This window comes from Yeosuana aromativorans (assembly GCF_014646655.1).
Taxonomy (GTDB): Bacteria; Bacteroidota; Bacteroidia; order Flavobacteriales; family Flavobacteriaceae; genus Yeosuana; species Yeosuana aromativorans.
In genome coordinates, this window is record NZ_BMNR01000006.1 from 108,841 (window position 1) to 133,060 (window position 24,220).

The window sequence follows — 24,220 nt, forward strand, 5'->3', positions numbered from 1 at the left end:
CAGGAAAAGGCGTTTACCTATACTGCCAATTTATTCATTGCCAAAGGTCTTTAATTGTTTCATCCAATAGGCAAAAGCCACACAGCCAATAGTTAGTAAAATCCAAGACACCACATTTGCTGCCCACCAACTATCAAGTTCTAGAGCCCTTAAAGCATCAAAAGGCGCGAAAAGCACATTGACAAATAAATCTTGTATGGCATAAAAAAAGTCTTTCATCTGTTTGTATTTATTGGTTTTTTAATGGTCAGATGTAACATCCAGAAAATCATTTAAGTCTATGGTTAAATTTTATTGATGGACGTTTCATGTGTTAATTATTTTAATAGCTCAAGTGACTTTCAAAAGGCATAAAATATTTACAGGCATAAATATTTTATCCAAATCAGCCACATTGTTAGTATATTTACGAAGCAAAAATACAAAAAGAGTTAATGATTACAAGCGTTTTTAGTAAATCAAAGCCAATAAATTTTGTAATTGTTTTTTTTATTATGGTTATCGCTTTTACCAAAGCCAATCAACCATTTTTTAAAGAATCCATGTCGTTCGTCACTTTTGTTGGGCACACCATCTTGTTTTTTGCTTGCTATTTTTCAATATTGACCTTTAACTTTATTGTTGGGAAAAATAGTTTGACTAAAAACAACCACTACCAAATTCTTTTGTTTGGATTGTTTTTTTTAATGTTTCCGAAGACAACTCTAGACAAGGATATCCTTTTTGCTAATTTTTTTGTGCTGCTTGGTTTACGACGAGTATTAAGCCTAAGGACTCCAAACCACACCAAGAATAAATTGTTTGATGCTGCTTTTTGGTTTGGTATTGCAGCTTTATTCTACTTTTGGGCTATTTTATTTTTTGTTTTGATTTTTATCACATTGCTGTTGTACACGGATAATAGAATAAAAAATTGGATTGTTCCTTTTGTTGGCTTAATAACTGTTTTTGTGTTATTTACCAGTATATCCATTGTTTTGTATGACGATTTTTTCGGGTTATTTAATACCTCCCCCGCGGTTAGTTATAATTATAACAATTATGACCAGCTTCAATATTTAATAGCTATTACGGTGCTGTTCTCCTTTGGGGTTTGGTCATCCATTTTTTTTGTGAAGATCATTAAAAAGAAAAAGAAAGTTTTAAGGCCTTCTTTTAAAGTTGTTTTTGTAACACTTATAATTGCTTTTGTTATATCTATTTTGGCTCCTCAAAAAAACGGGAGTGAATTTTTATTTTTGTTTGCACCACTTTCCATAGTTATAACAAACTATGTTGAAAGCATTGAAGAGCAATGGTTTAAAGAACTGTTTTTGGCTATATTAATAGTGGTTCCTTTGGGGTTGTTAGTGTTGTAGTTTTTCACCATAAGACAAATCACCAGCATCACCGAGTCCAGGAACTATATAACCTTTGTCATTCAGTTTCTCATCAATAGCTGCTATCCATAAATGCGTATCATTTGAAAAATGTGTTTTTAAGTAATCCACACCTTCTTGAGCACCTATAACACTTATTAAATGAATATCTTTTGGCGTTCCAAAAGGCTTAAGGGCTTCAAATGTGGTCACCATTGATTGACCGGTTGCCAACATGGGATCAGCCAGAATTAGTGTTTTGTTTTCTAAATCAGGGCACGCCAAATATTCTACAATAATTTCAAAATCATCAGAATTTTCTTGATGATGTCTATATGCCGAAATAAACGCGTTTTCAGATGCATCAAAGTAATTCAGCAATCCGTTATGAAGCGGGATCCCTGCTCTTAAAATGGAACAAAGCACAATATTATCGCTTATTAAATTTATTTTAGAGGTTCCTAGAGGTGTTTTAATTTCAGATGTGGTATAATTCAAAACCTTGCTCATTTCGTACCCTAAGACCTCGCCAATGCGCTCTATGTTTTTTCTAAACCGCATCTTGTCTTTTTGAATGTAAACATTCCTAATTTCTGAAATAAATGTATTTAATACGGAGTTTTGCTGTGATAAATTATGAATATGCATGGATTACTATCTCTGTTTTTGAGTAGTAAAGTTAATTAATTAGAAGTATATTTACACTTTAAAATTTTATGTTATGTTTACAACAAAAGCTAATGCTATTTTTCAAGATGTTATCAATCAATATCACATTATCAACACGGTGGATCAACCTTTTAAAAACAAGTATGATGAAAGTGATTTAATAGAACATTTATTATATAGAAAATGTTGGATTGACACCGTTCAATGGCATTATGAAGATATTATTAGAGACCCTAATATTGATCCTGTTGAAGCGTTAACCTTAAAACGTAAAATTGACGCATCAAATCAAGACAGAACCGATATGGTGGAATACATTGACAGCTATTTTTTAGATAAGTACCGAAATGTAACCCCTAAAGAAAACGCTACAATAAATACCGAAAGTCCGGCTTGGGGCATAGACAGATTATCCATTTTAGCATTGAAAATCTATCACATGAATGAAGAAGCTACTCGTGAGGATGCTTCGGACTTACATAGAGCAGCTTGCCAAAAAAAGCTCAATGTTTTATTGGAACAACGGGTAGACCTATCAACAGCTATTGATACATTGCTTAATGACATTGCTAACGGCGATAAGTATATGAAAGTATACAAGCAAATGAAAATGTATAATGACGATGAGCTAAACCCAGTATTGAGAGGACAAAAATGAAAGTGTATAATCCTGAATTTGTTTCAGGAACCTATAGATTCCTCTTGAAATGCCTAAACAACCAAAACATATTGTCGCTATCCGTCTCTCAGCAATGGGAGATGTTGCCATGACAGTCCCGGTTATCAGGGCCTTAGTAAACCAACATCCACAACTAAAAATTACGGTGCTCACCAGGGAACTTTACAAACCGTTTTTCAGGCATATACCCAATGTTTCCGTCTTTCCTGCTCACGTAAAAGAAGAGCATAAAGGTGTTTTGGGCTTAAAGAAATTAGCCAAACAACTAAAAGCACAAAACATAGATGTTATTGCCGATTTACACAATGTACTACGCACAAATATCCTGAAATTCTTTCTGTCAGGATATCCGTTTATTCAAATCAATAAAGGGCGAGAAGAGAAAAAAGCCTTGACCACGGGCAAAGTTTTCAAGCCACTTAAAACAACCCATCAGCGTTATGCTGATGTATTTGAGCAGCTAGGATTTCCAATAGATTTAACGAATCCAACCTTTCCGGAAAAGGTAAAATTGAGTTCTAAGATTCAAAGCAGCATTCAAGGTGATAACCCTAAAATGAAAACCATTGGCATTGCGCCTTTTGCGGCACATACTGGCAAAATGTACCCTTTAGATTTGATGGAACAAGTCATTGAAATGCTTTCTAAAGACTATAAAATCCTATTGTTTGGCGGCGGAAAACAGGAATCTAAAATTTTAGAAGGCATAGAATCATCCTATCAAAATGTAAAAAATATTGCCGGGAAATCATCACTTGATGAACAAATGGATATTGTTTCAAACCTTGATTTGATGCTTTCAATGGATTCAGCAAACGCTCACATAGCCGCTATGTTAGGCATAAAAGTTATCACCATTTGGGGTGTTACACATCCGTTTGCAGGGTTTGCTCCATTCAACCAACCAAGTGATTATGCCTTGACAGCAGATAGGAATCGGTTCCCAAAAATACCGACCTCAGTGTATGGAAATTCATATCCAGAAACCTATAAAGATGCTGCGGGAACCATTTCCCCTGAAACCATCATAAGCAAAATAAAATCGGTTATTTAAATGTCATCATAATCGACCACAACAGTAGGAGTTGTTGGCTGGGCCTGACAGGTTAATATCAAGCCTTCTGCAAGTTCACTATCGGTTAAAATATTGTTTTGCCGCATGGTTGCTTCACCTTCTTTTAAGCGCGCCAAGCAACTGCTGCAAATACCGCCTTGACAGGAGTATGGGGCATCTATGTCTTCATCCAAAGCCGCTTCAAGAATGGTCTGTTTTTGAGACATTTCAAAGGTGGTTTCTTCCTCATCAACAATAACCGTGATTTTGGTTTTACCAGTTGCTGTGGTTTCTTCTTCTATTTCAACGGATTTGGCTGCTTTAAACAGTTCGAAATGAATGGTGTTTTCGTCAATACCGTGACCAGTCAACACATCTTTCACCGTATGAATCATGCCTTCTGGTCCACAAAGGTAAAATGCATCAACCTCAACATGTTTGTGTTTGTTTTTCATGACGTAGTTGACCGTACTTTTTTCAATACGTCCAAAAATGGATTCATCTTCATCGGCCTGACTGTAAACAAACTGAATGGAAAAGCGATCTTTATATTGGTGTTGAAGCTCTAAAAGCTCATTTAAAAACATGGTATCGGCGGTAGTTTTGTTTCCGTACACTAAAATGACCTTACTGTGTATTTCTTCTTCCAAAGCACATTTTATTATGCTCATAATGGGCGTAATACCACTACCAGCGGCAAAGGCGGCAATGTTTTTGGTTATGGAATCATTGGGTGTGAAAATAAATCGCCCTTTAGGGGGTGCTACTTCCAAGATATCCCCAACATTTAATTGCGAGTTTGCATAGGCCGAAAAGGTACCATCTTTAACTTCTTTTACAGCTATTTTAAGGTCACCACTTTTGGGTGATGAACAAAGCGAATAATCACGTCTTAATTCGTGACCATCCACGGTAGTCTTTAAGGTGATATATTGTCCAGCTTTAAAAGAGAAAACATCTTTTAAATGTTCAGGCACATTAAAACTGATACTCACCGATTTATTGGTTTCTCGTTTTATTTCTTTTATGGTAAGTTTATGGAATGTAGACATGCGTTATTTTTTTACAAAAATAGTAAAGATGATTAGTAAATTTTAACTTTGGCTGTAACATTTACAATAAAAAACTTACTTATTATAGTATATTTACAGTAACCATTAAAAATAAAAACACGATGAAAAAAATTTTACTACCATGTCTGTTTATGATTGCAATTGCAATTCAAGTTCAAGCCCAAGACAATTCAGAATTCAAAAAAGAAACCATAGAATTTATAAAAATCACAGGAGCCACTACAGCTTTTGATAATGCTATAGCACAAATAGGCGCCGGGGTTTCTGATGAAAATAAAGACGCTTACACAAAAGAGGCTAATGCAACATTGGACGGACTTTATGATAAAATGGCGGAGTTATATATGACAGAATTCACACAAGATGAAATAAAAGAATTAGTGGCATTTTATAATTCAGATTTAGGTAAAAAATTAGCTTCAAAACAGGTTACACTTGCTCAAAAAGCCATGATGTATGGCCAATCTTGGGGAATGGAAGTGCAAGCAATTGCCCAAAAGTATAATTAAGATACCCATGGCAATCGTATATTGCCCATTTCATTAGATTTTTAAAAAAGTAATTAACACGATGGTCAAGCGTTTTTTAAGTTTAGAGTGGAAACAATTCTCAAGAGCTTCTTATTTCCAAAAAGGAATTGCCATAAAAATACTGCTGTTTTTTGCGGCAGCTTATTTTAGTGCTATAGCCATATTTTTTGGAATAGGCATCTTTTTCATATTGAAAAAAGCTATGCCAAATACCGATCCCATGGTTATGGTTAACAACTTTTTAATCTATTGGTTGTTGTTTGATTTGGTTATTAGGTTTTTTATGCAACAATTACCGGTTATGAACATCAAACCGTTAATGACCATACCCATAAAACGAGAAACGGTTATTCATTATTTGTTGGGAAAAACAGCCATATCATTTTTCAACTTTCTACCGCTTTTTATCTTTTTACCTTTTACTATAGTGTTGTTGGTACAAGGTTATCCGGTTGTTAATGTGTTGTGTTGGTTTGTGTCTGTAATGACATTGACGTTTTGTAACAATTTCATTAATTTTTTGATTAATAAAAATAACGCCTATTTCTATAGCATTGTTAGTGTCTTGGCCATTTTTATTGGTTTGGAAGTCTATCAAATTTTTAAAATTTCTGAACCCATTGGGGTTGCCTTTAATACCTTGTTCAATCAACCGTACTTAGTGTTAATCCCTATGTTATTATTGGTTGCCTTATATCGAATCAATTTTAATGATATTAAAAAAGGATTTTATTTAGACGGAGCTATTTCCAAAAAAGTAGAAACGGTCAGTACCTCCGATTTATCTTGGCTGGACCGTTTTGGAAGTATTGCGGTATTCCTTAAAAATGATTTGCGGTTGATTTGGCGCAATGCAAGACCAAAACAGGTATTAATGATGTCATTTCTGTTTTTATTCTACGGATTGATATTTTACACACAAGAAGCCTATCAAAAAATGCCCGCCTTTTTGGCGTTTGCCTCTATGTTTGTTACGGGTGGGTTTTTAATGACCTTTGGGCAATTGGTGCCGTCTTGGGACAGTGAATATTACAAACTACTGATGAGCCAAAACATTCCGTACCGGAAATATTTAGAATCCAAATGGTATCTCATGGTTGTGGCGGTGACTATTTCTTTTGTATTGAGCACTCCATACCTGTATTTTGGCTGGAAAATATTTGGAATGATAGCCGCAGGCGCTTTATTTAATATTGGGTTGAATTCATTCATCACCTTGTTTGGCGGCGCTTTAAACCGAGTGCCCATAGAGCTGAACGTAAAAGCAAAGGCGTTCAGTAATACCAATGGCTTTAATCCAACACAAATGCTTATAGCCTTACCAAAATTGGGATTGCCCATGCTGTTGTTTTACATCCCCTACAAATTAGTGAATTTTGAAGTAGGCATCATGGTATTGGCTTTAAGTGGTGTATTGGGTATTGTGTTTAAAAACTTCTTTTTGAGCAAAATTGAAAATCTCTACCAAAAAGGCAAGTATAAAACAGTGGCAGCATTTGCTGAAAAAAACTAATCAACGGTAAAAAAAATTCATTCAAATTATGATTACAACATCTAACCTTTCAAAAAAATATAACGACAATCTGGTTTTGAATATAGAATCTCTTGAAATACCAAAAGGCCAAAGTTTTGGTTTGGTTGGTAATAATGGAGCTGGTAAAACAACCTATTTCAGTTTATTATTGGATTTAATCCAACCCACAACAGGCCAAATAATTAATAACGATGTGTTGGTTAATGAAAGCGAAGACTGGAAACCGTTCACGTCATCTTTTATTGATGAAAGTTTTTTGATAGGTTATTTAACGCCTGAAGAATACTTCTATTTTGTAGGTGAATTGCGCAATCAAAACAAAGCCGATGTAGATGCGCTGTTGTCACAGTTTGAAGATTTTTTTCACGGTGAAATTTTAAACCAAAAGAAGTATTTACGTGATTTGAGTAAAGGAAACCAAAAAAAGGCTGGTATTGTAGCGGCTTTAATAGGAAATCCTGAGGTTATTATTTTAGATGAGCCTTTTGCCAACTTAGACCCAACAACCCAAATTCGTTTAAAGCAAATCATTAAGGATTTGGCTGAGACAAAAGGCGTAACCGTTCTTATTTCAAGTCATGATTTAATGCACGTAACCGATGTTTGTGAACGTATTGTGGTTCTGGAAAAAGGCGAAATTATCAAAGACCTAGCAACAAGCAAAGAGACACTAAAAGAACTGGAAGCTCATTTTGCTGGATAACACTTCACCCAAAAGTCATTTCATTTTATAGGTTAATCAAAAAAGATGCTTATTTTTACCTACTTGCATAATATATGCAGGACTTTATAGTTATTTATTACACAAAATAAGGGGTATTGAAAACATCTTTTAAATTCATATTAATTGTCGTTTTTTCTTCAATTGTTGTAACAAGTTGTTCAAGAAAAAAGGATAAGTTTATCAATCGTAATTTTCATGCCATTACTGCGGAATACAATACGCTGTACAATGGTTACTTGGCTTTAGAGCAAGGCAGGAACAGTCTTAATGACAGTTATCAGGATAATTATTGGGACATTCTTCCAATTGAACGCATGCAAATATCGGATGAGGTTATACTTCCTGGACAATCCAAAAACGAAAATTTCAACAGAGCAGAAGAAAAGGCTGTCAAGGCCATTCAAAAGCATAGTATGAATATTGATGGGAAAGAAAAAAACCCTCAAATTGATGAAGCGTATTTGTTGTTGGGTAAAGCCAGATATTTTGACCAACGTTTTGTCCCAGCATTGGAAGCCTTTAATTATATCCTTTATAAATATCCGGCTAGTGATAAAATAAACCAAGCTAAAATTTGGAGAGAAAAGACCAATATTCGTTTGGACAATGATGAATTGGCCATAAAAAACCTAAAACGGCTTTTAGATCAAGAGGAATTAAAAGACCAAGACTTGGCCGATGCCACGTCAATGTTGGCGCAAGCTTATTTAAACACAAAATCGGTTGACAGTGCCATTACCCAATTGGAAATAGCTGCCAATGCCACAAAAAGCAATGATGAACGGGGACGTTATCGATTTATACAAGGGCAGCTTTACAATACTCTAGGATACAAGGATAGCGCCAATATTGCTTTTGATAAGGTTATTGAGCTCAACAGAAAAACCCCACGAATTTATATGATAAGTGCCCAATTGGAAAAAATCAAAAACTTTGATTATGAGCACGGCGATAAATTAGCTTGTTTGGAATTATTGACAGACCTTGAAGAAGACAGGGAAAACAGACCGTTTCTTGATAAAATCTACTATCAAATTGGGGCCTATCATTTAAAGAATAATTCAGAAAAATTAGCAATCAAGTATTTTAATAAATCATTACGAGAAAGGTCACAAGACAAAGAACTAAAAGCTAGAGATTATCAAATACTTGGTGATATAAGTTTTGATAATTCAGAATACAAAGAAGCAGGAGCTTACTATGACAGCACCATGAACAACTTGGCGCTTAACTCAAAACCGTATCGCATTATTAAACGAAAACGCGACAACCTTGAAGATGTAATTTATTACGAAGGCGTTGCCCAAGTTAATGACAGCATTCTTAGATTGGTAAACATGCCAGAGCAAGACAAAGTAGCCTATTTTGAATCGCTAATTGAGACATTAAAAGCCAAGGCTGAGGAAGAAAAAGAAAAACAAGAAAAAGCGTTAAACAACAACGGATTGATCACAGTCAATAATAGCGCTACAGGAGCTTCTAATGCTATGGCGCCCAGAGGAGGTATGCCAAACCGAGCCAACACCTTTTACTTTTATAACCCAACAACGGTAGCATACGGGAAAAATGAATTTGTAAAAATTTGGGGAGACAGACCATTAGAAGACAATTGGAGGTGGTCAAATAAAGGTAATTCAAATGCCAATAACGATTTGCTAAACAGTAACGAAGTCTTTGCAAATGCAACTGAAGACGAACTATATAATCCACAATATTACATATCAAAAATTCCAACAGACAAAAAAGAAATTGACAGTATTACCAAAGACCGCAATTTTGCTTATTATCAGTTAGGATTGATTTACAAAGAAAAATTCAAGGAATATGAGTTGGCAAAAAGCAAGTTTGAAACGCTGCTAAAAAGCAATCCAGAAGACCGATTGATTCTACCATCAAAATACAATTTATATAAAATCTATACAGAATTAGGTCAAGCTGATGAAGCCTTAATTGCAAAAAATGACATCATATCTAATTTTCCAGATTCACGCTATGCCGCTATATTGAATAATCCAGAATCAGCAGTTTTAGAGGATAAAAACAGTCCGGAAAACATTTATGAAAACGTTTATAATAAACAAGAAAACCAGAAATACGCAGAGGTTATTTCTGAATGTGATACCTATATCAACGCATTTGACGGCGAACCCATTGTGCCTAAATTTGAACTGTTAAAAGCCACGGTTTCAGGACGATTATATGGACTTGAAGCATACAGTAAAGCCATTAATTATATAGCGGTTACTTATGCAAATACTCCAGAAGGAAAACAGGCACAAGATATAGAAACCAATGTTTTACCTAAATTACAGAATCAAGAATTTGTGTCAGACAGTCTTGCCAACAATTATAAGGTAATCTTTCAATTTGATAATGCTGATGCTGCCACCATATCCAAGTTTCAAGAAACATTGGATGAGGTTTTAAAAAACATTAAGTATTATAACCTTTCAACATCAGTTGATGTGTACGGCCCAAACACAACGTTTGTAGTTGTTCATGGTTTAAAAAATGCCCAGGTAGCAAAAACATTTAACCAATTATTGACCAAAGAGGACCAAAAGAAAATAAAAAACCCGTATTTTACAATATCATCACCCAATTATCAAATCATACAAATCCATAAGAATTTAGAGGCATATCTAAGTATGGATAGTAACTAAATTAATAGCAAAATGTTTACGGATAACAAAAAAGGTAAAAAAATGGAAGACATTACATCAAGCCAAAATATCGCCCAAGGCACCAAAATTATTGGTGATCTCAATAGTGAAGGCGATTTTAGAATAGATGGCACTGTTGAAGGTAATATAAAAACCACCGGGAAGGTTGTGGTTGGCAAATCGGGTCTTGTTAAAGGATCTTTACACGGAACAGATGCTCATGTTGAAGGTAAATTTTCAGGCAAGTTAGCATTGTCAGGTACGCTGACCTTAAAGTCAACAGCGCATATTGAAGGTGAAGTTGTGGTTGGCAAATTGGCCGTAGAACCAGGAGCTACTTTTAATGTAACCTGCGTGATGAAAGGTACCGTTAAAGAAATGAACAAAAGTGGACAACAAGGACAACAACGAGAACAAGAAACCGGGAAGACAGCTTAAAAACGTGGCGGTACTTTCAGGAATTGCCATACAAATGGGTGTAACCATCTATCTGTTTGTGCTTCTTGGTAAATGGCTGGATACCAAGTTTAATAATAACGATAAACTTTTTCTTATTATCATGACACTTTTTGGGGTGGCCATTTCTCTGTACGCTGTCATTAAGCAAGTCAATCGAATAAAATATTAATGAGTAATCCATTTATAAGTTTCACAAAAAAGGCAACAGCTATTTTAGCCGTTGCTTTTTGTTTGCATATCATTGTATTAAAGGCGTTTCAATTACCATTATTTGGAAATAAAATAATTGCGGCCTACCTGATTAATTTGGGATTGGTCGTACTCATTTTTGGGTTGCTCTATTCATTGCGGAATAAACAAAAGAACCAATTGGGCTTTTTGTTTATAACCGGAAGTATTTTAAAATTCGCTGTTTTTTTTATCGTTTTTTATCCAGGATATAAAGCAGATGACCATATCACTAAATTAGAGTTTGCAGCTTTTTTCGTTCCGTATGCTTTGGGGTTGATTGTTGAAACCATCAGCCTCGTGAAATGGCTAAACAAAATAGATTGATAGTATTCCTTTTTCTTTTTTACTAAGTATTTGAAATTAAATTTACTATGCTTATTTTTTGTTCTTTTACAAGAATTTTTGGCAAAGCGATAAGCCTAAAAATGCAATAAAAGTTGATATGTTAAATAAAGTAAAAATTTTTGTTTTTTTTTATAAGATAAAAACATACTTTTGCACCGATTTTTAGGCCACTATTATTTAAGTGATATGCAAAGAAAAATAGCTTTAAAACCAATTACATTATTACTGTTTTTATTAACCTTCATGTCGTATGGGCAAGAAGGCCATTCAGAAGAAAACCTGCTTGAAGGTTCAAAATCTGATAAAGAGACAGAAATGAAAGAATATATTCTGCATCATTTAAAAGATTCATATGATTTTGGGCTGTATTCATACGACACTGAAGAAGGTGAGACGAAACATGTTGGTTTTCCGTTGCCTGTAATTCTGTGGGATAATGGTTTAAAAGTATTTATGTCGTCTAAATTCCACCATGGTGAAGAGGTGGCAGCAGTTGATGGCAGTTATTATAAAGTTTTTCATTCAAAAATTTATAAAGTTGATGGCCCTAATGGAACGATCCATTTAGACGAACATGGCCACGCAACCAATGCAAAACCATTGGATTTCTCGATAACTAAGAATGTTACCTTGATTTTTATGGTATTTGTCATTTTGTTTTTCATGTTTAAACAAATGGCACAATCTTACAAGAAGAACAATAATTTACCGATGGGGATCGGCCGCATATTAGAGCCTATTGTGTTGTATGTTAGAGATGAAATTGCCATACCAAACATTGGTGAAAAACATTATAAGAAATACATGAGTTATTTGTTAACAGTATTTTTCTTTGTTTGGATAGTCAATTTATTTGGTTTAACACCAATAGGTATGAACGTCACTAATAACATTGCCGTAACCTTGTGCTTGGCATTGATTACCTATATCATTACAACATTTTCAGGAAATAAAAATTATTGGGCGCACATCTTCTGGATGCCAGGAGTGCCATGGCCAATGAAAATCATATTAGCACCTATTGAACTATTAGGGACGTTTATCAAGCCATTTGCATTAATGATTCGTTTGTATGCCAATATCACGGCAGGACATATCGTTTTAATGAGCATTATTGGTATGATGTTTATTTTTAATAATTGGATAGGGAGTTCATTATCATTTGTATTGGCGTTTGTATTGGCTATTTTGGAGTTGTTGGTAGCAGTATTGCAAGCCTATATTTTTACGGTGCTTTCAGCGTTATACTTCGGTATGGCGGTTGAAGAACACCATGATGAAGCACATTAATAAATTGAATGTTTAATTTTTAATTATATATATATTATGGGAAATATTCCTGAAATTGTAGGAGCAGGTTTAATCGTAATAGGAGCCGGAATCGGAATCGGAAGAATCGGTGGTTCAGCTATGGAAGCTATTGCACGTCAACCAGAAGCTACTGGAAAAATTCAAACCGCTATGCTTATTGCAGCAGCGTTGATTGAAGGTATTGCCTTTGCAGCTTTATTTGCAAAGTAAATCACATTAAAAAGTAGCTGTAACGGTTGGTTATAGCTACTTTTTTATAAAATTAAACAGAAGTTGTTTTTAGAAATATAAGTTATTATGGAAGAATTATTTGGAGGATTTTCTTTAGGGTTGTTCATTTGGCAAGCAATACTTTTTATAGCACTTATTTTATTGCTTAAAAAGTTTGCATGGAAACCTATTTTAGACTCAGTTAACGATAGAGAGGAAGGTATTAAAAACGCATTGGAATCTGCAGAAAAAGCACGATTGGAAATGGAAAACCTTCAAGCGGATAATCAAAAGTTGTTAAAAGAGGCTAGAGCAGAGCGTGAAGCGATGTTGAAAGAAGCGCGTGACATGAAAATCAAAATGATTGAAGACGCCAAGGACGAAGCTAAAGAAACAGCTGGAAAACTTATTGCTCAAGCACAAGCAACTATTGAAACCGAAAAGAAAGCGGCGATTGCCGATTTGAAAGCTCAAGTGGCAAATCTATCTATTGAAATAGCAGAAAAAGTAGTTCGTGCAGAACTATCCAACAAAGACAAACAAGAAAAATTGGTTGAGTCTATGTTAGATGATGCTAAACTAAATTAAAACCAGACATGGCAGGATCAAGAGCAGCAATACGTTACGCAAAGGCACTTTTAAGTTTGGCAACAGATCAAAAAAAGGCTGATGTTGTTAATAATGATATGATGTTAATAGCTAACACATTTGCCGATAGCACAGAGCTAAGCAACATGCTTAACAATGCTGTTATAAAATCTGAAACAAAAAAGGATGCCCTTTTAGCTGTTTTTCCAAAACTTAATGCAATTAGTTCTGGACTGTTTGATGTATTGATTTCTAATAAGAGAATGACTATTTTAAACGATATAGCAAAGCAGTACAGTATTTTGTTTGATGATTTTAACGGCAAAGAAATAGCTAAGGTAACCACGGCGGTTCCTATGACAAAAGAATTGGAAACCAAAGTACTTGCTAAGGTAAAAGCGCTTACAAATAAAGAGGTAACTCTTGAAAATATAGTAGATGAAAGCATTTTAGGGGGCTTCATCTTAAGAGTTGGAGATAAGCAATACAATGCAAGCATTTCCAATAACCTAAACAATTTAAAAAGAGAATTTACATTAAACTAAAAATAAGATGGCAGAAGTAAAACCAGCTGAAGTGTCAGCAATCTTAAAACAACAACTTGCAGGATTTGAGGCAACAGCCTCATTAGACGAAGTAGGGACAGTGTTAACCGTTGGTGATGGTATTGTACGTGCTTACGGACTTTCAAATGTTCAATATGGTGAACTAGTTGAGTTTGAAGGCGGTTTAGAAGGTATTGTACTTAACCTTGAAGAAGATAACGTAGGGATTGTATTGTTAGGAGCTTCAGTAGGCGTAAAAGAAGGATCTGTAGTAAAACGTACAGGTCGTATTGCTTCCATAAACGTAGGAGAAGGTATTGTAGGGCGTGTGGTTGATACCTTAGGGACCCCTATTGATGGTAAAGGACCAATCTCTGGAAAAACCTATCAAATGCCATTAGAGCGTAAAGCGCCAGGTGTTATTTTCCGTGAACCAGTAACAGAACCGTTACAAACAGGTATTAAATCAATTGATGCCATGATTCCTGTGGGACGTGGACAACGTGAGTTGGTAATTGGTGACCGTCAAACAGGTAAAACCGCTGTTTGCATTGATACCATCTTAAACCAAAAAGAATTTTACGACGCAGGAAATCCTGTGTATTGTATATACGTTGCTGTTGGGCAAAAAGCTTCAACTGTGGCGTTAATTGCTAAAACATTAGAAGAAAGAGGAGCGCTTGCTTATACAACCATTGTTGCTGCAAATGCATCAGACCCTGCACCAATGCAAGTATACGCGCCGTTTGCGGGTGCTGCTATTGGTGAGTATTTCAGGGATACAGGCCGTCCGGCATTGATTATTTATGATGATTTATCAAAACAAGCCGTAGCATACCGTGAGGTGTCTTTGTTACTACGTCGTCCACCAGGACGTGAGGCGTATCCTGGAGACGTTTTCTACTTACACTCTAGATTATTGGAGCGTTCAGCAAAAGTGATTAATGACGATGCGATTGCTAAAAACATGAACGATTTACCAGATGCCCTAAAGCCGATGGTAAAAGGAGGCGGTTCTTTAACTGCTTTACCAATCATTGAAACCCAAGCAGGTGATGTATCGGCATATATCCCAACAAACGTAATTTCCATTACTGATGGGCAGATTTTCTTGGATGGTGATTTGTTTAACTCTGGTGTTCGTCCGGCAATTAACGTGGGTATTTCAGTATCTCGTGTAGGTGGTAATGCTCAGATTAAATCCATGAAAAAAGTAGCTGGAACATTAAAATTAGACCAAGCACAGTATCGTGAGTTAGAAGCGTTTGCTAAGTTTGGTTCAGATTTGGATGCAGTTACTTTAAACGTTATCGAAAAAGGAAAACGCAACGTGGAGATTTTGAAGCAAGCACAAAACGATCCATTTAAAGTTGAGGACCAAATTGCAATCATTTATGCAGGTTCTAAAAACTTATTGAGAGATGTGCCTGTTGAAAAGGTAAAAGAATTTGAAAGAGATTACTTAGAATTCTTAAGAGCAAAACATGCTGATGTGTTAAGCACATTAAAAGCAGGTAAATTAACAGATGAAGTTACTGATACATTAACAGCGGTAGCCAAGGATTTATCAGGTAAATATAGAGCATAATTAGATTTTAGTATTGAGTAGTGAGTTAATAAACCCGCTACTGAATACTCAATACTAACGACTAAAATATGGCAAACTTAAAAGAAATACGCAATAGAATAACATCGGTATCTTCAACCATGCAGATAACCAGTGCCATGAAAATGGTATCTGCTGCCAAGTTAAAGAAAGCACAAGATGCTATTACGGCCATGCGCCCTTATGCAGATAAGCTTACAGAACTTTTGCAAAGTCTAAGTGCAACCTTAGATGCAGATTCTGGCAGTAAATATGCAACACAGCGCGATGTAAATAAGGTGTTAATCGTTGCTATTACGTCCAATAGGGGATTGTGCGGTGCGTTTAATTCAAACATCATTAAGCAAACGCAACAATTGATTTCCAAGGACTATGCGGGTAAAAGCGTATCCGTTTTTGCTATCGGGAAAAAAGCCAATGATGCCTTTTCCAAGAAAAAAATGGTTGTTGGAAATGAAAGCCATGTTTTTGACGATTTAACCTTTGAAAATGTTGCAGATATTGCCGAAGCATTAATGAACAAATTTGTAACTGGAGAATTTGATAAAATTGATATTGTTTACAATAGTTTTAAAAATGCTGCCACACAAGTTGTTACAACGGAGCAGTTTTTACCAATAGTTCCAGTTACAGGAAAAATCAATGTCAATGCAGATTATATTTTTGAACCTTCAAAAGTGGAAATCGTTGAACAACTGATTCCTAAGTCATTAAAAACACAATTGTACAAAAGTGTTAGGGATTCATTTGCCAGTGAGCACGGTGCTCGTATGACGGCTATGCACAAGGCTACAGATAATGCAACCGAATTGAGGGACCAGCTTAAATTAACATACAATAAGGCGCGTCAAGCGGCCATTACCAATGAAATTTTGGAGATTGTTGGTGGTGCTGAAGCTTTGAATAATTAGATTTTGTTATTCCTGCTTAGACAGGAATCCATTATAACATTAAGCCTCACATTTGTGGGGCTTTTTTGTGGCATCAATTTTGAAAAGATGTCATAAAACACAATCCTGAAGCTATGAAAATTTTAAAACAACCTCTGTTCAAAGTTGTGATGTTAACAGTCATGATATTCTTTTTGAATTGTAAAAGTGCTCAAAATAACGTTGATAGAAGTATGCCTTTGGAAATAGGACAAGTCTACTATACAAATACTATAGATGATAATCAAGCCTCAAACCTAGACATATACATCCCCATTATTTCCAATCCAAATCAGACACAATTGCTACAAGTTTTTTTTCATGGAAAACAAACCAATCTAGTCATATCTAACGATAATCTGATAGTTGGTCATTTTAATTTGGAAGTTCCTAAAAAGAGCGATATTATTATGAGCAGTGACCCGTATGCTGAATATGGTAATCAAGTGCCAAAACTTCAAAAACCAACCCCTTTTATTTTAAAAGATAATGCATGTGTGATAAGCTACAAAGATGGCGGCGTTGTAAAGTATTTTAAAATTGACAACATCATAAAAAAGTAAAAACATTTTATGAAACTACAACATATAACAAGACATCATGTATTTTTGGTTTGCAATATCTAAAAACGTATTTTTAGCCATCTAAAAACCTACCATTGGGCGCACTCAAAACATTATTTAAGCAAACATTTATCTATGGCTTAGCAACAGTGCTTCCAAGAATGCTGAGTTTTATTTTGGTGCCACTTTACACAACACAGGGTGTATTATCATCTGTTGCTGAATACGGGCAAGTATCTGTTATTTTCTCGTATTTCGTATTGTTTAATGTGGTTTTAGCCTATGGAATGGAAACCGCATTTTTTAGATTCTTTAATAAAGAGGAACATAAAAAGCAAGTTGTTGGCACATCCACAATTTCTTTAATTGTCTCGTCTATTGGGTTTTTTGTCTTGGCTTTGTTATTTCAAAATCAAATAGCACAATTGATTGATATTCATGTCAAGTATATCAATTTGGTTATTTGGATTTTGCTGTTGGATGCACTTGCTATTATTCCGTTTGCCTGGTTAAGAGCCACACAAAAGCCCATGCGTTATGCTGTGATTAAGATTTTAAACGTTGCGATTAATTTAGGATTGAACCTTTTCTTTTTGTTGGCTTTAAAGCATCTGGCCGAGGAGTCAACCATTTTTGGAAGTATTTACAGGCCTAATTTTGAAATCAGCTATATTTTTATTGCCAATTTAATAGCAAGTGCCATAACCCTGTTGTTTATGGTTCCGTTTTATATTAAAACGAAATATGAATTTAATTCTGTACTTTGGAAATCAATGATGCGTTACGCCTTTCCGGTTTTAATAGCAGGTGTTGCCTTTTCTATTAATGAAACGTTTGATAGAATTCTTCTAAAGGAATTATTACCACCAAATATAGCCGATACAGATATTGGCATGTACTCGGCTTGTTATAAGATAGCTTTGTTCATGACCTTGTTTGCAACCGCTTATAGGTTGGGTATAGAACCTTTCTTTTTTAGTCATGCCAAAAGTGAAAACCCTCAAAAAAACTATGCCAGGATTTTGGAGTTTTTTGTAGCTTTTGGTTCGGTTATATTGTTAACAGTGGTGGTCTTTGCAGATGTTTTAAAACCCTATATAGTAAGAAGTGAAGCCTATTGGGAAGCTATGTGGGTTGTGCCCATTATCTTAATTGCAAACTTCTGTTTAGGTATTTACCATAACCTTTCGGTTTGGTATAAAATTACCGATAAGACGAAGTTTGGAGCCTATATTTCAATTGTTGGGGCTGTTATTACCCTGGTTATAAATATTATGTTTATTAAAGAATACAGCTATAGAGCTTCAGCGGTTGCCACGTTGGTTGCTTATGGAATCATGATGTTGTTGTCCTATTATTTTGGAAGAAAATATTATCCAATTCCATATAACCTAAAAAAAATAGGCATGTATTTAATTCTATCCATTGGGTTTTCAGTACTGTCATTTTATAAATTTAGAGATCACTATATCATTGGAATATCAATGTTAATTGTATTTTTGACAATCATTTTTATCTCAGAAAAAGAACAATTAAAGCAAGTATTAAAACAAAAATAATATTAACTAATAAAAATGTTCTTTCCTTTGGGAAGACGGAAGAAGGGAATGCAAATTAAAATCATTAATAAATCGAGTCATGATTTACCTAATTACGAAACCATTGCATCAGCAGGAATGGATTTACGTGCTAATTTATCAGAATCAAGAACATTAAAACCACTTGAACGAAGTATTGTTGGTACAGGCTTGTTCATTGAATTGCCAATAGGTTATGAAGCGCAAGTAAGACCAAGAAGTGGATTAGCCGCCAAGAAAGGCATTACGGTTTTAAATGCTCCAGGCACCGTTGATGCTGATTATAGAGGAGAAATAGGTGTGATTTTAGTGAACCTTTCAAACGAGGATTTTGTAATTGAAAATGGCGAACGTATTGCGCAATTGGTTATAGCAAAGCACGAACGGGCAGAATGGATTGAATCTGAAACTCTTTCGGAAACATCACGAGGAGCAGGTGGATTTGGAAGTACGGGAACCAAGTGATTAACAAGTTACGATTAACAATTTTTGATTTTAGAATAAACAAACATTCGTGAATTCGTGGCAAAAACAAATAAACGAATCAACTTAAAAGCATGAAAATAATAGTACCAATGGCGGGACGAGGTTCTCGTTTAAGACCCCATAGTTTAACCGTTCCAAAACCATTAATTCCAGTAGCAGGACAACCAATCGTTCACAGATTAGTAAAAGATATTGTAAAAGTATTACATGAACCAATTGATGAAATCGCTTTTGTGTTAGGAGATCCTGCATGGTTTGGTGATGATGTGGTAAGTAGCCTAAAGGATTTAGCAAAAAGTTTGGGGGCCAAGGCATCTATTTACCGTCAAGACCAACCACTAGGAACCGGTCATGCCATTATGTGTGCCAAAGAATCATTATCTGGCCCAGCGGTTATTGCCTATGCAGACACGCTTATTAGAGCTAATTTTAGTTTAGATCCTGATGCAGACGCCGTTATTTGGGTCAAGCAAGTCGATAAACCAGAAGCCTTTGGGGTTGTTAAATTAAACGCTGATAACGAAATAATTGAGTTGGTTGAAAAGCCAAAAGAATTTGTAAGTGATTTAGCGGTTATAGGAATATACTACTTTAAGGATGTGAGCGTTTTAAAACAGGAGTTGCAACATGTTTTGGACAATAACATTGTTAATGGTGGCGAATACCAAATCAATGACGGTATAAAAAGGATGATGGCAAGTAGGAAAATCTTTAAAACAGGGCAGGTTGATGAATGGATGGATTGTGGCAATAAAGCCGTTACGGTTGAAACCAATACTAGAATGCTAGGGTTTTTAAAGGCTGATGGTGACGAACAAATGATAGCAACAACTGTAAAATCGTCAAACTCTAAAATAATTGAACCCTGTTTTATTGGCGAAAATGTTATTTTAAACAATGCTACAATAGGTCCTAACGTTTCTATTGGAGACCATTGTATAATTGAAAATTCAACCGTTACAAACAGCTTGATACAAACCTATACAACCATTAAAAATGCGGTTTTAACAGACGCTATGATTGGTAATTATGTGTCTTATGATGGCCATTTTAAAACGGTTAGCATAGGTGACTATTCCGTTTTGGAATAAAATTCCTGCGAAGGCAGGAATCTTTAAAGAATTGAGTTTGGAATAACTATTGTTTATATAGATATGTCGAACAAAGACATCATATAATAAATGAAACATAAAATCTACGTATTGCTTTTTTTTCTTGGAATATTACTGTTTCCACAAAATCAATATGCCCAAGTGGATTTTAACAAAAAACCAAATGACGATTTAGGAGACACTGAAGACGCCTTTCAAGAATCCTTTTTTGAAGCTTTGAAACAAAAAGGTATTGAAAATTATGACCGTTCTGTTACAGCGCTTCTAAAGTGTATAGAATTGGATGATTCGCAAGCCGTTTTATATTATGAACTTGGCAAAGACTATATTCAATTAAAGAATTTTGGTGCTGCCGAAGATGCCTTGAAAACGGCTGTAAACAAGGATCCAGATAATGAATGGTACATGAATGCCCTTTATAATTTATATAGAGTAGAAAATGACCTTGATAAAGCCTTAAAGACATTAAAGGATCTGGCAGGGCATCATCCAAGTTATAGGCAAGATTTAGTGGAGCTATACATAACTACCAAAAAGTACAATGATGCCTTAAAGCTTTTGGATGAACTGGATGCTCAAAAAGGCATTTCACCCCAAAGAGATTATTTGCGCAATCAAATTTATGCAGCAACAGGCAAAAAAAAGGAACAAATTAAAAATCTGGAACAACGCATAGATAATAATCCGGATAATGAATCAAACTACTTGGCACTTATTTATAGATATAGCGAGAACAACGAAAAGGAAAAAGCGTATGAGACGGCCAAAGAGTTGTTGAAAATCAATCCAAATTCACAGTTGGTGCATTTGGCTTTATATAAATTTTATCTGGACGATAATGACACTGAGAAGGCTATAGAGTCCATGAAAATTGTTATTAAAAGCCCTCAAATAAAACCAGAGGCCAAACTAAAGGTACTTTCAGATTTCGTAAAATTTGTTGGAGACCATCCAGAATATGAGCCAGATTTAGTTGAAGCCACAACCTTGGTTCAAGACCCCAATGTTGCTAAATCGATTACTGAAATAGCGCAACATTATCTAACCCAGGGTGATAAGGAGAAAGCATTAAAATATTTTGAACAAGCATTAGCCTTAGAACCTGAAAATTTTAGCATTTTAAGAACCACATTATTGTTAAACCTAGATTTAAAGCATTATAAATTGGTCTTGGATAAAAGCAATGAAGCTCTCCAAAAATATCCTGCACAACCCATATTGTATTTATTGAATGGTGTTGCATTAAATGAGCTTCAAAAGCCCAATGAAGCCATTGATATTCTTGAAGCTGGCCTGGACTATATCATTGATGACCCAAAAATGGAGTCTGACGTGTATAACCAATTGAGCATATCTTACACCATGCTAAATAACACGGCTAAAGCCCAATCATTTAGTGCCAAAGCAAAACAATTAAAAACTGCCCACTAACAACGCATCTATGCATTATATAAAACGCCTCATATTTATCATTACTAGTCTTTGCCTTGTATTTGTTTTAAGCTGTAAGTCGGCTAAAACCATACATTCTGGTGAAGCCAATTTAAATTTATCTACCAAACAGCTTATTAGAGAGAACGCAAAACAAACCCCTAATTTCAAGACCCTATCGGCAAGAGTTAAGCTTGATATAAATCAAGGCGATAAAGTTGACGCTTATACCATTAATTTTAGAATGGAAAAAGACAAGCAAATACTGTTAATGTCCACGCCCATTTCAGTGGTTAAAGCATTAATCACTCCGGATAAAGTACGTTTTTACAATAAACTTGACAACACTTATTTTGATGGAGACTATAAATATTTAAGTGATTTGTTGGGAATTGATTTAGATTTTCAAAAGGTTCAAAATCTATTGCTGGGAGAAGCACTTTTTGGTTTAAAAGCAAATGCTTACAACATGTCAACAAATGACACCTCATATATTCTTCAACCTAAAGAGCAAGAGGCCCTTTTTGAGTTGTTTTACTTGATAAATCCGTCACATTTTAAAATAAGCTCACAACAGATTTCGCAGCCGCAACAACAAAGACTTCTGGAAGTTGATTATTTAAAATACCAAGAGGTTGACAAGCAAATTTTACCACAACAGATAAAAATAATTGCTGTTGAAGCTGCTGAACAAATGATTTTAGAGTTGGAATTTAAAGCAGTATCTTTGAATGAAGATTTACGCTTCCCGTTTAAAATTCCTTCAGGATTTAAAGAAATTAAACTTTAATGAACAGTAAAAACAGCATATTTATATTCGTTTTTTTTACCGTACTATGTTACAGCTCTGCTGGGTTTTCGCAAAGTAATAAACAACAAGAACTGGAAAAACGCCGACAAGAACTAAGGCAAGAAATCCAGAAAATCAATGAGCTCCAACTAGAAAACAAATCTAAGGAAAAATCGCAGTTATCGTTAATTGAAAACTACAATTACAAAATCAGTGTTCTCAATAACTTAATATCGGTCACCAATCAACAGGCCAATCTCATCACTAGGGAAATCAATGCCAACCAAAAGAAAATAACCAAACTACGAGTAGAACTAACGGTGCTTAAAGAAGACTATGCCGCTATGATTGTTAAATCATACAAAAGTAAAAACCAGCAAAGTAGGATTATGTTTTTACTGTCATCAGATAACTTTAAACAAGCTTACAAGCGGTTGCAATACATGAAGCAGTACTCTGATCACCAAAAACAACAAGGAAAGGAAATAAAGGCCAAAAGTGAGGAGCTCCAGAAAACGAATGCTCGTTTAATAAGTCAGAAAAAAGAAAAACAGAAACTTATTGCCGAAAACAGGGACGTTCAAGAAACCCTGGAGAAAGAGCGCCACCAGCATGAAATTTTAATGGCTTCCATTAAAAAGAACCTGAATGTTTATGCGGCACAAATAAGGAAAAAGCAACAAGAAGCCGATAGAATTGATAGAGAACTTGATCGGATTATTAGAGAAGCCATTGCCAGTTCCAATAAAAAAGCAGGAAAAGCAACCACGTCTTCCAGTTTTGCTTTGACTCCTGCCGAGAAAGTATTGGCTTCCAATTTTGTTTCAAATAAAGGCAAGTTACCTTGGCCCGTAGAAAAGGGATATGTTACCTTGCGTTATGGAACCCAACCATCACCTATAGATAAATCATTGACTATAAAAAGTAACGGTGTGCGCATTGCAACTGAACGAGGCGCCAAAGTGCGTGCAGTATTTAATGGAGAGGTTAGCAGGATTATCATCATAAGAAATTCAAATCCAATAGTTATGATTCGTCATGGTAATTACATAACAGACTACAAAAACCTATCGAAAGTGTATGTTAAGGAAGGCGATAAAGTAACCACTAATCAAGATATAGGAGAGGTTTTCACCAACCCTTCTAACGGTGAAACCATTTTGAACTTTATCATTTATGAAAACCTAAAAACATTAAATCCTGCAGAATGGATTTATAAAATGTGATTATTTAAATAATGCCTTTAATTCGGTAGCTTCGTTAGGCCTCATTTTACCTGCTAATACAAGGCTCAATTGTTTCCTTCGCAAAGCAGCATCATAACGCTCTTTTTCAAGCTGGGTTTCAGGTGTTATTTCAGGAACTTCAACAGGTTTTCCGGTTTCGTCAACAGCCACAAAGGTATAAATAGCTTCATTGGCCTTGGTTTTTGCTCCAGACTCTCGATCTTCTATCCAAACATCAATAAAAACTTCCATAGAGGTTTTAAAAGCACGTGACACCTTAGCCTCAACAGATACCACACTTCCCAAAGGAACCGCTCGATTGAATGCTACATGGTTTACAGAAGCAGTAACCACAATACGTCTGGAATGTCTACGTGCCGAAATACTGGCCGCTCGATCCATGCGAGCTAACAGCTCGCCACCAAATAAATTGTTTAACGGATTGGTTTCCCCAGGGAGAACCATATCGGTCATAATGGTTTTTGATTGCTCGGGTGTTTTTGCTTCCATCAGGTCGTTTTTATGAT

27 protein-coding genes are annotated in these 24,220 nt (G+C 35.2%); 23 read left to right on the forward strand and 4 right to left on the reverse strand.

Features of this window, described 5'->3' with window-relative positions:
• Positions 1–30: 30 nt before the first annotated feature.
• The gene (locus IEW94_RS13395) at positions 31–219 is read right to left on the reverse strand and encodes a DUF6341 family protein (RefSeq protein WP_188653915.1); all 189 of its coding nucleotides are present in this window, start codon (positions 217–219) and stop codon (positions 31–33) included.
• Between the two features lie 215 nt (positions 220–434).
• Here IEW94_RS13395 and IEW94_RS13400 point away from each other — a divergent pair, with 215 nt between their 5' ends.
• Positions 435–1,358, forward strand: a complete 924-nt coding sequence (locus tag IEW94_RS13400) for a DUF6427 family protein (protein WP_188653917.1) — start codon at positions 435–437, stop codon at positions 1,356–1,358.
• Here the strand turns inward: IEW94_RS13400 and upp are convergent.
• Positions 1,347–2,006, reverse strand: coding sequence for a uracil phosphoribosyltransferase (gene upp / locus IEW94_RS13405; RefSeq protein ID WP_188653919.1), 660 nt, complete (start codon positions 2,004–2,006; stop codon positions 1,347–1,349). The genes IEW94_RS13400 and upp overlap by 12 nt on opposite strands.
• Before the next feature lie 73 nt (positions 2,007–2,079).
• Here upp and IEW94_RS13410 point away from each other — a divergent pair, with 73 nt between their 5' ends.
• Together IEW94_RS13410 and IEW94_RS13415 are read left to right on the forward strand one after the other, a co-directional pair.
• Complete coding sequence (locus IEW94_RS13410; RefSeq protein ID WP_188653921.1) at positions 2,080–2,685, forward strand: DUF4254 domain-containing protein; 606 nt, start codon at positions 2,080–2,082, stop codon at positions 2,683–2,685.
• Positions 2,686–2,734: 49 nt separating this feature from the next.
• A complete protein-coding gene (locus IEW94_RS13415; protein ID WP_229669530.1) occupies positions 2,735–3,760 on the forward strand; it encodes a glycosyltransferase family 9 protein in 1,026 nt (341 codons plus the stop codon).
• Here the strand turns inward: IEW94_RS13415 and IEW94_RS13420 are convergent.
• Positions 3,757–4,812: a ferredoxin--NADP reductase gene (locus IEW94_RS13420; RefSeq protein WP_188653923.1), complete on the reverse strand. Its 1,056-nt coding sequence runs from the start codon at positions 4,810–4,812 to the stop codon at positions 3,757–3,759. The genes IEW94_RS13415 and IEW94_RS13420 overlap by 4 nt on opposite strands.
• A gap of 122 nt (positions 4,813–4,934) precedes the next feature.
• On the opposite strand from IEW94_RS13420, the gene IEW94_RS13425 reads away from it, so the two are divergent.
• From IEW94_RS13425 to IEW94_RS13520, 20 genes are all read left to right on the forward strand, one after another.
• On the forward strand, positions 4,935–5,342 hold the full coding sequence (locus IEW94_RS13425) for a DUF2059 domain-containing protein (protein WP_188653925.1): 408 nt from the start codon (positions 4,935–4,937) through the stop codon (positions 5,340–5,342).
• Between the two features lie 61 nt (positions 5,343–5,403).
• Positions 5,404–6,876, forward strand: a complete 1,473-nt coding sequence (locus IEW94_RS13430) for a DUF5687 family protein (RefSeq protein ID WP_188653927.1) — start codon at positions 5,404–5,406, stop codon at positions 6,874–6,876.
• Positions 6,877–6,904: 28 nt separating this feature from the next.
• Positions 6,905–7,600: an ABC transporter ATP-binding protein gene (locus tag IEW94_RS13435; RefSeq protein ID WP_188653929.1), complete on the forward strand. Its 696-nt coding sequence runs from the start codon at positions 6,905–6,907 to the stop codon at positions 7,598–7,600.
• A 116-nt stretch (positions 7,601–7,716) separates the two neighbouring features.
• Positions 7,717–10,284, forward strand: a complete 2,568-nt coding sequence (gene porW, locus IEW94_RS13440; protein WP_188653931.1) for a type IX secretion system periplasmic lipoprotein PorW/SprE — start codon at positions 7,717–7,719, stop codon at positions 10,282–10,284.
• A 12-nt stretch (positions 10,285–10,296) separates the two neighbouring features.
• Entirely contained in the window at positions 10,297–10,722 is a 426-nt protein-coding gene (locus IEW94_RS13445; RefSeq protein WP_188653933.1) for a bactofilin family protein, read from the forward strand.
• A 4-nt stretch (positions 10,723–10,726) separates the two neighbouring features.
• Positions 10,727–10,912, forward strand: a complete 186-nt coding sequence (locus tag IEW94_RS13450) for an AtpZ/AtpI family protein (protein ID WP_229669531.1) — start codon at positions 10,727–10,729, stop codon at positions 10,910–10,912.
• On the forward strand, positions 10,912–11,298 hold the full coding sequence (locus IEW94_RS13455; protein WP_188653935.1) for a DUF6168 family protein: 387 nt from the start codon (positions 10,912–10,914) through the stop codon (positions 11,296–11,298). Before IEW94_RS13450 ends, IEW94_RS13455 begins: the two co-directional genes overlap by 1 nt.
• A gap of 207 nt (positions 11,299–11,505) precedes the next feature.
• Positions 11,506–12,609: a F0F1 ATP synthase subunit A gene (atpB, locus tag IEW94_RS13460; protein WP_188654170.1), complete on the forward strand. Its 1,104-nt coding sequence runs from the start codon at positions 11,506–11,508 to the stop codon at positions 12,607–12,609.
• Between the two features lie 36 nt (positions 12,610–12,645).
• Entirely contained in the window at positions 12,646–12,840 is a 195-nt protein-coding gene (atpE, locus tag IEW94_RS13465) for an ATP synthase F0 subunit C (RefSeq protein ID WP_166960070.1), read from the forward strand.
• 87 nt (positions 12,841–12,927) lie between these two features.
• On the forward strand, positions 12,928–13,428 hold the full coding sequence (locus tag IEW94_RS13470; protein WP_188653937.1) for a F0F1 ATP synthase subunit B: 501 nt from the start codon (positions 12,928–12,930) through the stop codon (positions 13,426–13,428).
• An 8-nt stretch (positions 13,429–13,436) separates the two neighbouring features.
• Complete coding sequence (gene atpH / locus IEW94_RS13475; protein ID WP_188653939.1) at positions 13,437–13,973, forward strand: ATP synthase F1 subunit delta; 537 nt, start codon at positions 13,437–13,439, stop codon at positions 13,971–13,973.
• 7 nt (positions 13,974–13,980) lie between these two features.
• The gene (gene atpA / locus IEW94_RS13480) at positions 13,981–15,561 is read left to right on the forward strand and encodes a F0F1 ATP synthase subunit alpha (RefSeq protein WP_188653941.1); all 1,581 of its coding nucleotides are present in this window, start codon (positions 13,981–13,983) and stop codon (positions 15,559–15,561) included.
• Between the two features lie 68 nt (positions 15,562–15,629).
• The gene (atpG, locus tag IEW94_RS13485) at positions 15,630–16,490 is read left to right on the forward strand and encodes an ATP synthase F1 subunit gamma (protein WP_188653943.1); all 861 of its coding nucleotides are present in this window, start codon (positions 15,630–15,632) and stop codon (positions 16,488–16,490) included.
• A 113-nt stretch (positions 16,491–16,603) separates the two neighbouring features.
• Positions 16,604–17,071, forward strand: coding sequence for a hypothetical protein (locus IEW94_RS13490; protein ID WP_188653945.1), 468 nt, complete (start codon positions 16,604–16,606; stop codon positions 17,069–17,071).
• 95 nt (positions 17,072–17,166) lie between these two features.
• The gene (locus tag IEW94_RS13495; protein ID WP_188653947.1) at positions 17,167–18,630 is read left to right on the forward strand and encodes an oligosaccharide flippase family protein; all 1,464 of its coding nucleotides are present in this window, start codon (positions 17,167–17,169) and stop codon (positions 18,628–18,630) included.
• 48 nt (positions 18,631–18,678) lie between these two features.
• Positions 18,679–19,113 (forward strand): dUTP diphosphatase, encoded by a 435-nt coding sequence (dut, locus tag IEW94_RS13500; RefSeq protein WP_188654172.1) that lies wholly within the window; start codon positions 18,679–18,681, stop codon positions 19,111–19,113.
• Between the two features lie 92 nt (positions 19,114–19,205).
• The gene (locus tag IEW94_RS13505) at positions 19,206–20,225 is read left to right on the forward strand and encodes a sugar phosphate nucleotidyltransferase (protein ID WP_188653949.1); all 1,020 of its coding nucleotides are present in this window, start codon (positions 19,206–19,208) and stop codon (positions 20,223–20,225) included.
• A gap of 90 nt (positions 20,226–20,315) precedes the next feature.
• Entirely contained in the window at positions 20,316–21,677 is a 1,362-nt protein-coding gene (locus tag IEW94_RS13510; RefSeq protein ID WP_188653951.1) for a tetratricopeptide repeat protein, read from the forward strand.
• A gap of 10 nt (positions 21,678–21,687) precedes the next feature.
• The gene (gene lolB1 / locus IEW94_RS13515) at positions 21,688–22,467 is read left to right on the forward strand and encodes a lipoprotein insertase outer membrane protein LolB1 (protein WP_188653953.1); all 780 of its coding nucleotides are present in this window, start codon (positions 21,688–21,690) and stop codon (positions 22,465–22,467) included.
• Positions 22,467–23,693, forward strand: a complete 1,227-nt coding sequence (locus IEW94_RS13520; RefSeq protein WP_188653955.1) for a murein hydrolase activator EnvC family protein — start codon at positions 22,467–22,469, stop codon at positions 23,691–23,693. The genes lolB1 and IEW94_RS13520 overlap by 1 nt, the downstream gene beginning before the upstream one ends.
• On the opposite strand, the gene IEW94_RS13525 is transcribed toward IEW94_RS13520, so the two are convergent.
• Positions 23,694–24,203 carry an acyl-CoA thioesterase gene (locus IEW94_RS13525; protein ID WP_188653957.1) on the reverse strand — a complete coding sequence of 170 codons (510 nt, stop codon included), beginning with the start codon at positions 24,201–24,203 and terminating at the stop codon, positions 23,694–23,696. It lies immediately after the preceding gene.
• Positions 24,204–24,220: the final 17 nt, after the last annotated feature.